At 37.7% G+C, this 14,085-nt stretch carries 13 protein-coding genes; 6 read left to right on the forward strand and 7 right to left on the reverse strand.

Features of this window, described 5'->3' with window-relative positions:
* The first annotated feature begins 178 nt into the window (after positions 1-178).
* Positions 179-934, forward strand: coding sequence for a phosphoglycerol geranylgeranyltransferase (locus AC3QLY_RS00780; protein WP_074418609.1), 756 nt, complete (start codon positions 179-181; stop codon positions 932-934).
* Here the strand turns inward: AC3QLY_RS00780 and AC3QLY_RS00785 are convergent.
* From AC3QLY_RS00785 to AC3QLY_RS00795, 3 genes are read right to left on the reverse strand one after another with little or no spacing between them, the layout of a single operon-like run.
* Positions 931-2,307 carry a M28 family peptidase gene (locus AC3QLY_RS00785; protein ID WP_492990278.1) on the reverse strand — a complete coding sequence of 459 codons (1,377 nt, stop codon included), beginning with the start codon at positions 2,305-2,307 and terminating at the stop codon, positions 931-933. The two genes, AC3QLY_RS00780 and AC3QLY_RS00785, sit on opposite strands and share 4 nt — an antisense overlap.
* Positions 2,308-2,341: 34 nt before the next feature.
* Positions 2,342-3,076, reverse strand: coding sequence for a LytR/AlgR family response regulator transcription factor (locus AC3QLY_RS00790; RefSeq protein WP_074418610.1), 735 nt, complete (start codon positions 3,074-3,076; stop codon positions 2,342-2,344).
* Between the two features lie 24 nt (positions 3,077-3,100).
* Positions 3,101-4,150, reverse strand: a complete 1,050-nt coding sequence (locus AC3QLY_RS00795; protein ID WP_075051454.1) for a sensor histidine kinase — start codon at positions 4,148-4,150, stop codon at positions 3,101-3,103.
* A gap of 172 nt (positions 4,151-4,322) precedes the next feature.
* Between AC3QLY_RS00795 and dxs the strand changes: the two genes are divergently transcribed.
* Positions 4,323-6,251 (forward strand): 1-deoxy-D-xylulose-5-phosphate synthase, encoded by a 1,929-nt coding sequence (dxs, locus tag AC3QLY_RS00800; RefSeq protein ID WP_287100791.1) that lies wholly within the window; start codon positions 4,323-4,325, stop codon positions 6,249-6,251.
* Between the two features lie 48 nt (positions 6,252-6,299).
* Here dxs and AC3QLY_RS00805 read toward each other — a convergent pair whose 3' ends face one another.
* Positions 6,300-6,710 (reverse strand): 6-pyruvoyl trahydropterin synthase family protein, encoded by a 411-nt coding sequence (locus tag AC3QLY_RS00805; RefSeq protein WP_074420416.1) that lies wholly within the window; start codon positions 6,708-6,710, stop codon positions 6,300-6,302.
* Positions 6,711-6,781: 71 nt separating this feature from the next.
* Positions 6,782-8,041 carry an alkaline phosphatase family protein gene (locus AC3QLY_RS00810; RefSeq protein ID WP_074420415.1) on the reverse strand — a complete coding sequence of 420 codons (1,260 nt, stop codon included), beginning with the start codon at positions 8,039-8,041 and terminating at the stop codon, positions 6,782-6,784.
* Positions 8,042-8,218: 177 nt separating this feature from the next.
* On the opposite strand from AC3QLY_RS00810, the gene mqnB reads away from it, so the two are divergent.
* Entirely contained in the window at positions 8,219-8,899 is a 681-nt protein-coding gene (gene mqnB, locus AC3QLY_RS00815; RefSeq protein ID WP_074420414.1) for a futalosine hydrolase, read from the forward strand.
* A gap of 20 nt (positions 8,900-8,919) precedes the next feature.
* Complete coding sequence (locus tag AC3QLY_RS00820; protein WP_074420413.1) at positions 8,920-9,762, forward strand: 1,4-dihydroxy-6-naphtoate synthase; 843 nt, start codon at positions 8,920-8,922, stop codon at positions 9,760-9,762.
* Positions 9,763-9,776: 14 nt separating this feature from the next.
* Here the strand turns inward: AC3QLY_RS00820 and AC3QLY_RS00825 are convergent, their stop codons facing one another.
* Both AC3QLY_RS00825 and AC3QLY_RS00830 read right to left on the reverse strand, forming a co-directional pair.
* Positions 9,777-11,093 (reverse strand): cryptochrome/photolyase family protein, encoded by a 1,317-nt coding sequence (locus tag AC3QLY_RS00825; protein ID WP_074420412.1) that lies wholly within the window; start codon positions 11,091-11,093, stop codon positions 9,777-9,779.
* A gap of 43 nt (positions 11,094-11,136) precedes the next feature.
* Positions 11,137-11,991, reverse strand: a complete 855-nt coding sequence (locus tag AC3QLY_RS00830) for an aminotransferase class IV (protein ID WP_074420411.1) — start codon at positions 11,989-11,991, stop codon at positions 11,137-11,139.
* A gap of 51 nt (positions 11,992-12,042) precedes the next feature.
* On the opposite strand from AC3QLY_RS00830, the gene AC3QLY_RS00835 reads away from it, so the two are divergent.
* Entirely contained in the window at positions 12,043-13,140 is a 1,098-nt protein-coding gene (locus tag AC3QLY_RS00835; protein WP_074420410.1) for a Nif3-like dinuclear metal center hexameric protein, read from the forward strand.
* A gap of 118 nt (positions 13,141-13,258) precedes the next feature.
* Positions 13,259-14,014 (forward strand): zinc ribbon domain-containing protein, encoded by a 756-nt coding sequence (locus AC3QLY_RS00840; RefSeq protein WP_074420417.1) that lies wholly within the window; start codon positions 13,259-13,261, stop codon positions 14,012-14,014.
* The last annotated feature ends 71 nt before the right edge of the window (positions 14,015-14,085 follow it).

Below are 14,085 nucleotides of genomic sequence, written 5' to 3' on the forward strand. Positions count from 1 at the left end.
TTATTGTTGTAGTTCAAAAAAAGGTAGAGAAAAGGAGCAACATAAACAATTTGCAGATTTTTTTTATCCATAAAAAACCATTATTTCATGGTTTTACACCAGATACTTATTAATTTAAGCGAATAAAACAAAAAGTTTTTGCATTTTTGCAATAAGTCAGTCACTTACAATTTTTTGCATGAAGCAAACCTTGTATCATCAGATTACGGAAAAAAAGCAGACAGGTAAAAAATCTTTTGCTGTATTAATTGATCCTGATAAGGTAAATCATTCCTCTATCGAGCAATTGGTGCAGCTATCAGTGAATGCCCATGTTGATTATTTTTTGGTGGGTGGAAGTTTGGTCATTTCAAACCATTTAGATGAATGTATTCGGCAAATTAAAGCCGCTTGTACTATTCCTGTTTTATTATTTCCGGGTTCACCTTCACAGGTTAGTAAATATGCCGATGCACTGTTGTATCTGTCGTTAATTTCGGGAAGAAATCCTGAATTATTGATTGGGCAGCATGTAGTAAGCGCTCCATTTGTGAAGAAAAGCGGATTAGAAATTATACCTACCGGTTATATGGTGATTGATGGTGGCGCACCCACTACCGTATCGTATATTTCGAATGCCACCCCCATCCCATCCGACAAAAATGATATTGCCATGTGTACGGCTATGGCCGGAGAGATGCTGGGCATGAAACTCATTTACATGGATGCCGGAAGTGGTGCCAAACGCCCAATAACCGAAACCATGATTGCATTGGTAGCACAACATATAGAAGTGCCTTTAATTATTGGAGGTGGCATTACAGATGCTGAAAAGGCCTATTTAAACTGTAAAGCCGGAGCTGACATAATTGTTGTAGGTAATGCTATTGAAAAAGATGCATCGCTTATTAAAGAATTAAGCGATGCTATTCATTCTGTTCCTATTAAAATTTAGCGCAACTGTGTTGTATCTACCCTGGTTGGGGTATCTTTTCCATTTACAATAGATTGTGCACTGAGTGCAATGGCTCTGATAATAGCCGTCATATTATTTAAGTTAAGCGTTTGCACCTCATCGCTGGGTTTATGGTAGTTGGGCTCATTATCCATTTTTGAAGTAGATATAGTGTGCGCAGGTACTCCTTTTTTAGCCAAAGTGGCATTATCGGAGCGATAAAATAAATTTTGTTCGGTATATGGGTCCGGATAAAATGTAAACGGTGTTCCTCTTAAATTGCGTTGCATGATTTGCCCCATATCGGTTTTATCATATCCGGTAATATAAGCACTATTGGTACCCCATTTACTTTCGGTTCCAATCATTTCAATATTAAACATGGCTTTCACCGCATCGGGATTGAATTGCTCTGAAAAATAAGCTGAACCATATTCACCAATTTCTTCTGCAGTAAAAGCTGCAAAAACCAAGGTTCTTGCATTATTATTTAAATGTGCATAATATTTGGCCAACATAATTACGGCTGTTGTTCCAGCAGCATCATCATTGGCACCGTTATACAACGAATCGCCATTTACAGGTTTACCAATACCTAAATGGTCGTAATGGCCCGAGAAAATAACATATTCATTCGGCAATTTTTTTCCGGGTATTATACCTACAATATTGCCTAAAGGCATTTCTGTAAAAGTTTGCTGTGCCTTTAATTGGAAATGTTCCGGATGGGTTTGTGCTGTTAAAACAAAAATGGCAGAAGTTGCATTTTGTAGAAACTGACGCGAAAAATAAGATAACCTTGGAAAATATTTTGTAAATGCCGTATCAATAAAAATGATTTGATTGTGATTGGATTGTAGCAATTCTAATAAATGCGTGAAGAAATCACTACCGGCAGGTATAGTAACTTGGGTATAGCCGGAATTTTCATTGATGTCAAGGTTTTTTTCCTGAGAACGAATGATAAATTGATTGGCAGGAATTCCCTTCCCATCTATCTGCAAACTGGCAGTACTGTGTTCAGGTTTTAGCATCATAAAATTTTGACGATAGGTACCACCCGCTATTAGTGGTTGCAAACCCGCTTTCTTAAATTCATCTATTATAAAACCGGCAGCTTTTTCAATACCAGGTGTAAACACCCTTCGGCCCTGCATATCATCGGCAGCCAGTATATTTTCAATACGTGTTACTTCTTTTTCGGTAATTATTTTTTCAAGAGCAGTTTGTGCGTGAACAACCAGTATTCCTGCAGTTAAAACCAACAATAAAATTGTTTTGAGAAAGCGCATATTTGTATTTGTTATGATGTTTGTATTGAAATAAGCAACTGCATAAAACAGGTTATTGGGTAATAAGCTTGTTTTGTACAAAAAATGGATGGTTGAAGTAATTCCACAAATAAATTTACAGGCTCATCATTTCCTTGAACTTAACGGTTTGCCGCCTGCTCACTTCTACTTTTTCACCTCCTTTTAAATCAATTAGCAAGCCTCCGTTAAAGTAAGGTTCAATTTTTTCAATCCAGCGTAAATTAATAATGTGTTTACGATTGGCACGAAAAAACATTTTGTCATCTAACCTGTCTTCTAATGCATTGAGCGATTTTAAAATAAGTGGTTTATTGCTGCCAAAATACACTTTGGCATAGTTACCCACACTTTCAAACAAACGAATTTCGCCTAGTTTTACAAACCAGCACCGTTCCCCATCTTTTACAAAAACCTGATCATTTTCAGTGAGTGGGCCACGGTTTACCTGACCATTTAAGCCTAATTTTTCTTTAAACAATTCATCCTGCAGTTTTGCAAGGGCATCGCTAAGCCGTTTGGGTTCAATGGGTTTTAAAAGATAATCTAATGCATTTACTTCAAAAGCTTTAATGGCATATTCATCATAAGCTGTGGTAAAAATTACTTTGGGTGCTTTTTCAACCTGTTCTAATAAATCAAAACCCGTTTTTCCGGGCATTTGAATATCCAGAAAAATTAATTCCGGATTGTACAATTCAATTTTTTCAATTCCTTCATCCACGTTTGCGGCCTCTTCAATTACTTCAATATCGCTGTGGTTTTGCAATAATTTTTTTAGCTCGTTACGGGCTAATCGTTCATCATCAATAATAATTGCTTTAATGGGCATATTGTATTCTATTTAAAAATATTTTTATTTAACCTGAACCGGCAAAATTACCTTTGCCTCTACCATTTCATCAAAAATGGTATTTAACTCAAACTTGGCCTCTTTCCCATATAACAAATTTAGCCGTGTTAGTGTGCTGGTAATGCCAAAACCTTCGGTATTGTTTTCCGAATTTAAAGTTCCGGAATTTTGTACTATTAATTCATGGTGATTTTCTTTGAAATTAGAGATAATTTTTATGGTGCCACCATCTCGCTGCTGGCTGATGCCGTGTTTAATGGCATTTTCTACCAATGTTTGCAGCATCATAGGCGGAATGGGCTGATCTAAAGTATCTTCATCAATATCATATTCAACTTGCAGACGTTCTTCAAAACGGATATGTTCTAAAGCCAGATAATCTTTCACAATATTCAATTCCCGCTCAAAAGGAGCCAGTTCTAATTTTTCTGACTGCATGCTGCTTCTTAAAATATTACTCAACTCGGTAATGGCCGTTCTGGCCCGTTGTGGGTTTTCATCTACCAATGCCCTGATACTATTCAAAGCATTGAAAATAAAATGCGGATTGATATGCGATTTGATGGTTTTCAATTCCAGCTCTTTCACCAAACTTTGCAGTCGTATTTTATCTAATTCATCGCGCCTGCTTTTTTGAATATAGTGATAGGTGAAATAAATAAAATTCCAGATTAAATAAAACAAAAAAGTGGTTAATAATGCCCTTGCCACCCTGTTTCCAAAACTGTATTGTTTTAATTGAGGGAGCTCCCAGTTAAATAAACCGATGAGTGAAACAAAAACCAATGAATCCAATAAAGCAAATACCAATGCTGTAATGAGTAGCAAAAAAATTTGTTTCTGCAAATCGAACCGAATGAAATCAAATCCTTTAATCACCATGCGCATCAGGTGGGTAATCACCAATCCTAAAAACGCATCGGTAAATAAACTTTGAAAAAAGAAGGGTTGCGGTTTTGAACGGATGGCAAAGTAAAAGAAGGTCCAAACAAGTGTATAGGCACTCCAACCCAAAATCTGGCACCACCAATATGTTGATATTTTGTTTCTCATGCAGTATGAAAGTAGTCTTAAAATAAAAACCGAATATAGCGAATTTGATTAAAGGCAAAATATCGGTGCTGTTTGGTTGAACACATGATTAAAAAAACTGAACCAAAGCAATTTTATACTGTTGTATACATTTAGCTTATAAATTGCTATTTTTACTTTTAAATTTTTTTGAATGGACATAAAGCCCGGCGTTTTATTGGGAAAAATTAATTTTCCTGACGATTTAAAAAAATTAGATCGTACACAATTGCACCAGGTATGTGATGAGTTACGGCAATACATCATTGATGTGGTGAGCGTGTATGGCGGGCATTTTGCTGCCAGTTTGGGCGTTGTTGAATTATCAGTTGCCTTACATTATGTGTACAATACCCCCTACGATCAATTGGTTTGGGATGTAGGCCACCAGGCTTATGGCCATAAAATTTTAACCGGCCGTAGAGATAATTTTATTACCAACAGAAAATACAAAGGATTAAGCGGATTCCCCAAACGGTCTGAAAGCGAATACGATACATTTGGCGTAGGGCATTCCTCTACTTCTATTTCTGCCGCATTGGGTATGGCTATGGCGGCTAAATACAAAGGTGAAAACAGAAAAAATATTGCAGTAATTGGCGATGGCAGTATGACTGCGGGCATGGCTTTTGAAGCCATGAACCATGCCGGTGTTGCCGATAGTGATGTGCTCATTATTTTAAATGATAATTGCATGAGCATTGACCCCAATGTAGGTGCATTGAAAGAATATTTAACTGATATTACTACCTCGCATACTTATAACAAAATGCGGGATGAAATATGGAATATTTTGGGCAAACTACCGGCCGGTAAAAACTTTAGCCGGGATATTGCCAGTAAAATGGAAGCCGGATTGAAAGGTATGGTGAGCAAAAGCAGTAACCTGTTTGAATCGCTTAAAATACGCTATTTCGGACCCATTGACGGGCACAATATCACCAAATTGGTAGATACCCTCAAAGATATGCGTGATATACCGGGCCCCAAATTACTGCATATCATTACCGTTAAAGGCAAAGGCTATGCATTGGCTGAAAAAGACCAAACCAAATGGCACGCACCCGGTTTATTTGATAAGGTAACCGGCGAAATTTATAAAAAACACTCAGACATACCCCAACCTCCAAAATATCAGGATGTATTTGGACATACCATTATTGAATTGGCGGAACAGAATGCCAGCATAATGGGTGTTACCCCTGCTATGCCCAGTGGCTCATCCTTAAAATTCATGATGGAAAAAATGCCCGACCGCGCATTTGATGTAGGCATTTGTGAACAACATGCTGCTACACTCAGTGCAGGACTTGCAACACAAGGTATGCGGGTGTATTGCAATATTTATTCATCATTCATGCAAAGGGCATACGATCAGGTGGTGCATGATATTGCCATTCAAAAACTACCGGTTGTGCTGTGTTTAGACAGAGCCGGATTAGTAGGTGAAGATGGACCAACACACCATGGGTGTTATGATATTCCCTACTTCCGTTGTATTCCCAACATGATTATCAGTGCCCCTATGAATGAACAGGAACTGCGCAACCTAATGTACACAGCCCAATTACCATCTACCCAAATGCCATTTGTAATACGATACCCCAGAGGTGAGGGTGTAATGCCTAACTGGAAAACACCGTTTGAGGCAATTACCATTGGTAAAGGACGAAAATTAAAAGATGGAAAAACTTTGGCTATACTTTCTATTGGTCATCCGGGTAATTTTGTTCAGGCCGCTATTCGACAATTGAGAACTGAAGGCATTGATCCTGCACATTACGATTTACGTTTTGTAAAACCTATTGATGCAGATTTACTTCATGAAGTTTTTCAACGTTACCAAAAAATAGTTACAGTAGAAGATGGTGCTATAACCGGTGGCTTTGGAAGTGCTGTGTTGGAATTTATGGCCGACAATCATTACAATGCAACCGTTGTTCGCTTGGGAATACCCGACAGATTAGTTGAACATGGAACTTTAAAAGAGTTGCACAAAGAGTGTGGTTACGATGCAGAAGGTATAGCCATTGCTGCAAGAAATTTGTTGCATGAAAAAGTGTCTGTACGTGTAATGCAATAATTGCAAACCGGAATGTGCAGCATCATGCCTTTGCCTGCAATTTCGCTATTAATCGCCAAAATATTCTACATATATTCTGGCGGTTTCATACAATTTAATGCAATGCAATTGTACGGTATCCGGTAAATAAGGAGCCAATTGCTGCCAAATGGCAACAGCCAGATTTTCGGTGCTGCACATTTTTCCCTGCATAAAATCTACATCCAAATTCAAATTCTTATGATCTAATTTATCAATCACCCTAGTTTTAATTAATTGGCTTAGCTTTTTAACATCATACAAAAAACCGGTATCGGGGTCGGGCATGCCTTTAATGGTTACATATAAATCGTAGTTATGCCCATGCCAGTTTTCATTGGCACAAAGGCCAAATACTTGTTCATTCTTTTCTCTGCTCCAGTTGGGATTGTAGAGTTTATGTGCTGCATTAAAATGCTCCTGACGAGTTAAATATACCATTCTACACCATTATTTACCGGCAAAGGTAATATTTGCAAGTTTATATTTCAACCGGGTGGCGCCAACAGACTTTATTCTGTATGCTTAGTTGATTGCGGTAAATAGCAGGTATTTACCGTATTGTGTATCCCTTCAATTACTACCTTATAAAAATTGCCGTGGAGCTGTTGCAGTGCAATAGAAAAAACCTGTTGCTTATTTGGAACGTTACCTGCTAAATGATAGGTATCTACATTACCGGATTTAAAACAGTTGGTAGTTGTCCAATAAATTTTAACCGGTTCATTGGCAGAAAATGATTGCCAATGTACTACCAATGAATCATTTTGCAGCATTACAGAGGGGTGCGCAACCGAAATCGGACCCAGCATTGGCACACCATCCAATTCATATTGCATGGCAATGGGAACAGGCACCTCCATAAAACGAGCAATGGTTGGAAAAATATCTACCACAGCAGGTTCATCTTTTTTGGCATATTCATTCAATTGCTTCGTATTCATTACCATCCAGGTCGTTCTTTCTCTTTCTGACTGCCCACCATGGTTTCGTCCGGTTTGTGCATCACGGCCATGATCGGTCGTTAAAATCAGCAACCATTTTTCATTAAAATGTTTTTCCCGATATTGAATAGCCTGCCAAATTTTACCCATTTGGATATCTAAATATGATACGGCCTGTTTAAATATATCGCCGGTGCCATGCATATGCCCCATATCATCTGTATATTCCAGATATACCCATGAAGCATCCGGACCTGAGCTACGTACAACACTGTCTGCTTTCGCTACCACAGCTTCATCAATCAAATGCATATAATGATGGGCAGCATCATGCGGAAACTGCATTGTATCTAATTCATATCCATCAAAATGTATATCTGGTTTAAAATTGCCTGCCGCAGGCAATCCATCACCCAACAACTTTGTTCTGTTATCTAACCAACTGGAAAATATTGCTACTTTTTTTTCGGGATTGCTCTCTTTAATTAACCGCAAAATATTGAGATAATGATAATTAGGATTTTTAACGCCATTCGTAAACACATTGTGTTTGTATGCCCAGGTGCCCGTTAATAAATTATTGTAACCGGGTGCTGAAATAGTAGGCATTTGAGAATAGCTGTTTGGTATGCCGCCTGTAAACGATCTTCTATAAGTACCCACCTGAATAACTGAATTGATAGCAGGTTTAGGAACTGATTCTATCACATCGGCCGGAATACCATCCGCAATTACAAACAGTACTTTATGTTGTTGATGCTGTGCAAAAAGCACTGAATGAACTGAGCAAACAACCAACAACAAGCAACTGATTTTACATAACTTCATATAAAATATTAATGGCTAAATTTCCAGATTTAAATGGAAATTGTTTTGTTATTTAATTGTAAACAAACCTATTATACCAGATTTACAAACTTTAATTTTACATTCAATTCGATGCTTCCTTGCACGAAACAACAACAGGGAAGCGAAATTGAAGTATAAAAATCGAAAATTTTTTGCATGAAAATTTGGGTAACTGCCGCAACAGCTTTTGAAATACAAATTGCAAAGGAAACTTTACAAAAAAACAAACACCATAAAAATATTACTGCATTGCATTTTGCAACCACCGGTGTAGGCATGCTTTTATCTGCTGTACAATTAACAAAACTGGTTTTAACAGAGCATCCGGATTGCATCATCCAGGCAGGTATTGCCGGTACATTTCATCAACACTTAAAACCTGCCTCAGTAGTAGCAGTAAAAAAAGAGATGTTAGGCGATACAGGTGTAATGGAACAGCAAAATTGGAAAGATATTTTTGATTTGGGATTACAATCAAAAAACACAAAACCTTTTGAAAACGGGAGCATCACCAATCACTATTTAGAACAATGGAATATTACCGCATTGCCGGAAGTTAGTGGTATTTCTGTGAATGAAATTTCAACCAATCCGCAACGCATTGTACAACTGAACAGCAAATATGCACCCGATATAGAAACGATGGAGGGGGTTGCTTTGCATTTTGTTGCCGGTATTTTTAATATTCCTTATATACAAGTAAGAGCTATTTCGAATGTGGTAGGTGAGCGAGATAAGCAAAAATGGGCGATGGAGAAAGCATTGCAAGCTTTGAACAAAGCAATCATTCAATATGTTGAAATTTTTAATGAAATAAATTTTGAAAGTAAGAACTAAATAAAAGCGCATTACATATCATGAAATACACATTAGGATTTTCACCCTGCCCCAACGATACTTTTATTTTTGATGCATTGGTGAATCATAAAATTGATACAAAGGGAATTGAATTTGATGTAATATTAGAAGATGTAGAAACATTGAATAGATGGGCTATTGAAAAAAAATTAGACTTTTCGAAAATTAGTTATGGTGTGCTACCCGCGGTTTCGCCTTACTACTGGTTGCTGCAAAGCGGTGGTGCATTGGGAAAGGGAGTAGGACCATTGTTAATTAGTTTACCCGGTAATAATGCCATCCAAATGTATCCAGAAACAGCCACAGTAGCTATTCCCGGCGAAAACACCACTGCACATCTTTTGTTTTCATTAGCTTACCCTACTATTAGCAATAAAAAAATGATGGTTTTTCATGAAATAGAAACAGCAGTATTAACCGGCAAAGTAGATGCAGGTGTTATTATTCATGAAAACAGATTTACTTATCAGAAAAAAGGTTTAATAAAGCTAAAAGATCTGGGCGAATATTGGGAAAGCGCAACTGGAGCTCCCATCCCTTTAGGAGGTATTATTGCCAAAAGAACTTTGCCAACAGCATTGCTATTGCAGATAGATGCATTGATACAGGAAAGTGTGGCATATGCCTATCAAAAGCACCATCAAACACTGGCTGATTTTGTACAACAACATGCGCAGGAAATGCAACCAACCATTATGCGTCAGCATATTGATTTGTATGTGAACGATTACTCGTTTACATTGGGCGAAAACGGTAAAAAAGCTGTAGCAACTTTATTAAAAATATATGCAGATATGCACCATAACGCTATGCCATTGCTGCAGGATGTATGCATTACATAATTTCATACAATTAGCTACTCCTTTTTATTTTTTAGTACCGCACCATAAACTTGCAATGCCCGTTTACGGGCCATTTCGTGCTGCACAATTGGATCCGGATATTCAAAACTATTCAGCTCCGGTATCCACTTATTGATGTACGCTAAATTTTTATCGAACTTCTCAGTTTGCAATGCAGGATTAAATATTCTGAAATAAGGCGCTGCATCGCAACCACTGCCTGCCGCCCACTGCCATCCGCCGTTATTAGCAGCAAAATCATAATCCAATAACTTTTCTGCAAAATAAGCTTCACCCCAGCGCCAGTCAATCAGCAAATGCTTGGTTAAAAAAGAAGCTACAATCATTCTAACCCGGTTGTGCATATAACCGGTGGCATTTAGTTCACGCATACCCGCATCTACAATAGGATAACCGGTTTTACCGGCACACCATTTTTCAAATGCTGCTTCATTATTGCTCCATTCAATTTGATCATAAATGGGCTTAAAAGCCTTTCCTCCCCTAACATGCGGAAAATGGTATAAAATGGAATGATAAAAATCGCGCCATATCAATTCATTTAAAAAAACTTCGTTCAGTTGCTGTGCTTTTGCAGCCAACATACGAATACTGATGGTGCCAAAGCGCAAATGAATGCCCAGCCTGGAAGTGCCATTTACAGCCGGAAAATTACGTTGCTGATTATATTTTGCTATCAGGCCCTCATTGAGTTGTTGCGATGGGATGGGTATATCTGCTGCATGGAAACCCATTTCTGCTAAAGTTGGAATGGTATGTTCGGCCGACTGAAAAAAATATCTAATATCCCGGCCCGATGGGTAAGATTTTAAATGAAAAGGTTGCAATAATGCTTTCCATTTTCGGCTGTATGGAGTAAAAACAGTATAAGGCTTTCCATTTTCTTTCACCACTTCACTCCCATCAAAAATTACCTGATCTTTAAAAGAATAGAATGCAGCACCTTGCCGGAGCAGAAAATCGGCAATACCGGCATCTCTGACAATGGCATATTGTTCGTAATCTGTATTGGTATACACCGATTGTATGCTAAAATTTTCAGACAACTGTTGAAACACCTGTAACGGTGAGCCGTAGTACACCCACATGCCGCTCCCATTGCGCATCAACTGCCGGTGCATGTTTGTGATTACCGAATGTATAAACTGCACTCTTGCATCATTTCTGTTGGTAAGTTTATCTAAAATATGGGTATCAAATATAAACAGAGGTATAACGGGATGGGGCTGACGAAACGCATGATATAAGGCTGCATTATCTTCAAAACGCAAATCCCTTCTAAACCACATAATAGCTACTTCCTGTTTCATAATAACAATATTGAACGATTTAACAAGCAGCCATTCAAATTGTTTAAACAGCCCATAGCGGTGCTATAAATTTTTCATACAGTAATGGAGTCGTTTGTGTTTTATAGTGCATATTATTCACCTCTTTTACCCACTTTATGCCATAAATGGTATTGGTAAAAAATACTTCGGTTGCTTTTAGCACATCTTCCGGCGAAATGGTAGTTTCTTCCACAGGAATATTTTCAGCACGCAGGCATTTCAATAAATATTTTCGCATAATACCACCTACACAGCCCTCAGTAATTGCAGGTGTTTTAATAATGCCATCCTGAATAATAAATACATTGGCAATGGTTGCATCTGCAACATTGCCTTGCGCATTCAATACCAATGCATCGTTCATTTTTTTTTCCTTAGCCCAATAAGCTGCCATGGCATAGCACAGGTAATTATTACTTTTTATATGTGAGTAGGCATCATTAATTTTTCTTGCATCGGTATAAATGCCGGTAACAAGTCCATTTTCATTCAGTTGATTATTGGCGCTGTTCAAATCCCAGGACTGTATCACATAGTTAGGAAAATCATTTTCAGGATCATATAAACCACCCTCACCACGGGCAATGGTAATACGAATACGTGCGGCTTTTTTATGATGATTTTTTTTAACTAATTCTATAATCTGTTCATGAAAAGCATCGGTTATAAAGTAGTTGGGGCGATTAAAATGCAATTGCTGCAGCGATACAAATAATCTTTCTAAATGCATAGCCTGCAGGCATATTTTGCCATTCAGCATTTTTAGTGTTTCAAAGCAGCCATCGCCATATCTAAAAGACCGATTGCTTACAGAAATTACCGCTTTCTCGTTTTTATACAATTTTCCATTGTAATTAAAGTAGCCGTCCGGTTGCATATCCTAAATTTAGTTTAGTTTTATTTTTCCGCTTAATTAATACTTTTTTTTATGAAAATAGGAGAAATTACACAAACGTTAGAAGATTTTGCAGCACCGGCTTATCAGGAATCTTACGACAATGCCCGATTATTGGTTGGAAATTCTGCAAAGAAGTGCACCGGTGTACTTTGCACGTTAGATGTAACCGAAGCAGTAATTCAGGAAGCACATGACCGGAAATGCAACTTAGTGGTAGCCCATCATCCCATTATTTTTAAGGGTTTACAAAAAATTACCGGCTCTAATTATGTAGAGCGAACCATTATAAAAGCCATTCAGCAAAATATTGCCATTTATGCCATACACACCAATTTAGACAATGTAATTAACGGTGTAAATGGTATACTGGCCACCAAATTGGGTTTAACAAATACTCAAATTTTATTACCCAAACCCAATACATTGAACAAATTGTACACTTTTGTACCCAAAGCCTATACTGAAAAAATAAAAAACGCCCTATTTGAAGCCGGAGCCGGCAATATTGGTGCATACAGCGAATGCAGTTTTAGTACCGGGGGAACGGGAACTTTTAAAGCAGGCACAGGAACCACTCCATTTGTAGGCAATATTGGTGAAAGGCACTTAGAACCGGAAGAAAAAATTGAAGTAATTTTTCCGGCTGTACTACAATCCGCTATTATTGAAGCATTATGGAAAGCGCATCCTTATGAAGAAGTAGCTTATGATGTGGTTCCTTTGCTCAATCATTTTAATCAGGTAGGCAGTGGCATTATAGGCAGTTTACCTCATCCGGTTGAAGAAACTGCATTTTTAGAAAAAATAAAGCATTTATTGAAGGTGCCTGTAATAAAACATACCCGATTATTGGGGAAACCCATTCAAAAAGTGGCTATTTGTGGTGGAGCAGGCAGCTTTTTAACCCAACGGGCAATTGCCGCTGGTGCCGATATATTTATTACTGCCGATGTAAAATACCACGATTTTTTTGAAGCCAACAACACTATTATTATAGCCGATGTGGGCCATTGGGAAAGTGAGCAATTTACAATTGATTTATTAGAGGCGGTTTTACAAACCAAATTCCCTACCTTTGCCGTCCTTAAAAGTAAGGTAAGTACCAATCCCATACAATATTTTTTATAAAACGCATCGCTGCCAAGCCAACCGAACGATGAACGGAATGCGACGCAACGAAAGCAATATGGGGGTTGATACAGCCGGTACCATAAAACTATTAAACACAAAAAACACAATACAAAATATGGCAACAGCTAAAGAATTTTCTGTAGAAGAAAAACTGGTAGGCCTTATTAAGCTGCAAAAAATTGACAGCAAATTAGATGAATTTGAAATTTTGAAAGGCGAATTACCCATTGAAGTGAGTGATTTGGAAGATGAAATTGCCGGCATTTTAAGCAGAAAAAACAGGATTGAAGAAGAAATTAATGGCATTTCTGAATTTATTGAACAAAAGAAACTGGCTATCACCGAAAGTGAGGCCATGATTAAAAAGTACGAGAAACAAAGCGATAATGTAAAAAACAGTCGCGAGTTTGAGGCCATCTCTAAAGAAATTGAAATGCAACAGCTTGAAATTAAGCTGTGCGAAAAAAATATTCGGGATGCCAATGAAGAGTTGGCCAATAAAGTAAAAGCTTTGGATGCTGCAAAAAAACAAATTGCTACCAAAGAAGGTATTTTAACCCACAAAAAAGGCGAACTGGAAAAAATTATTGTGGAAACAGAAAAAGAAGAAAAACATTTTAAAAAGCTGAGCGAAGAAGCCCGTAAAGAAATTGATGAACGCTTGTTATACAGCTATGATCGTATTCGCAAAAACTACCGTAATGGACTTGCTGTAGTTCCGGTTGAAAGAGATGCCTGTGGTGGTTGTTACAATGCCATACCCCCGCAACGCCAAAGCGAAATACGCATGCACAAAAAAGTAATTGTATGCGAAAACTGCGGCAGAATTTTAGTAGATGCCGACTTGAACGATTCGGTTGTAGCAAAATAAAATATCTTAACTTTTTTATATCACAAACCAGGGGCTTTACTAAAGCTCCTGTTTTATTTTGCACCATATTG

It is taken from the genome of Hydrotalea sp. GW822-HT8A01, assembly GCF_058798575.1.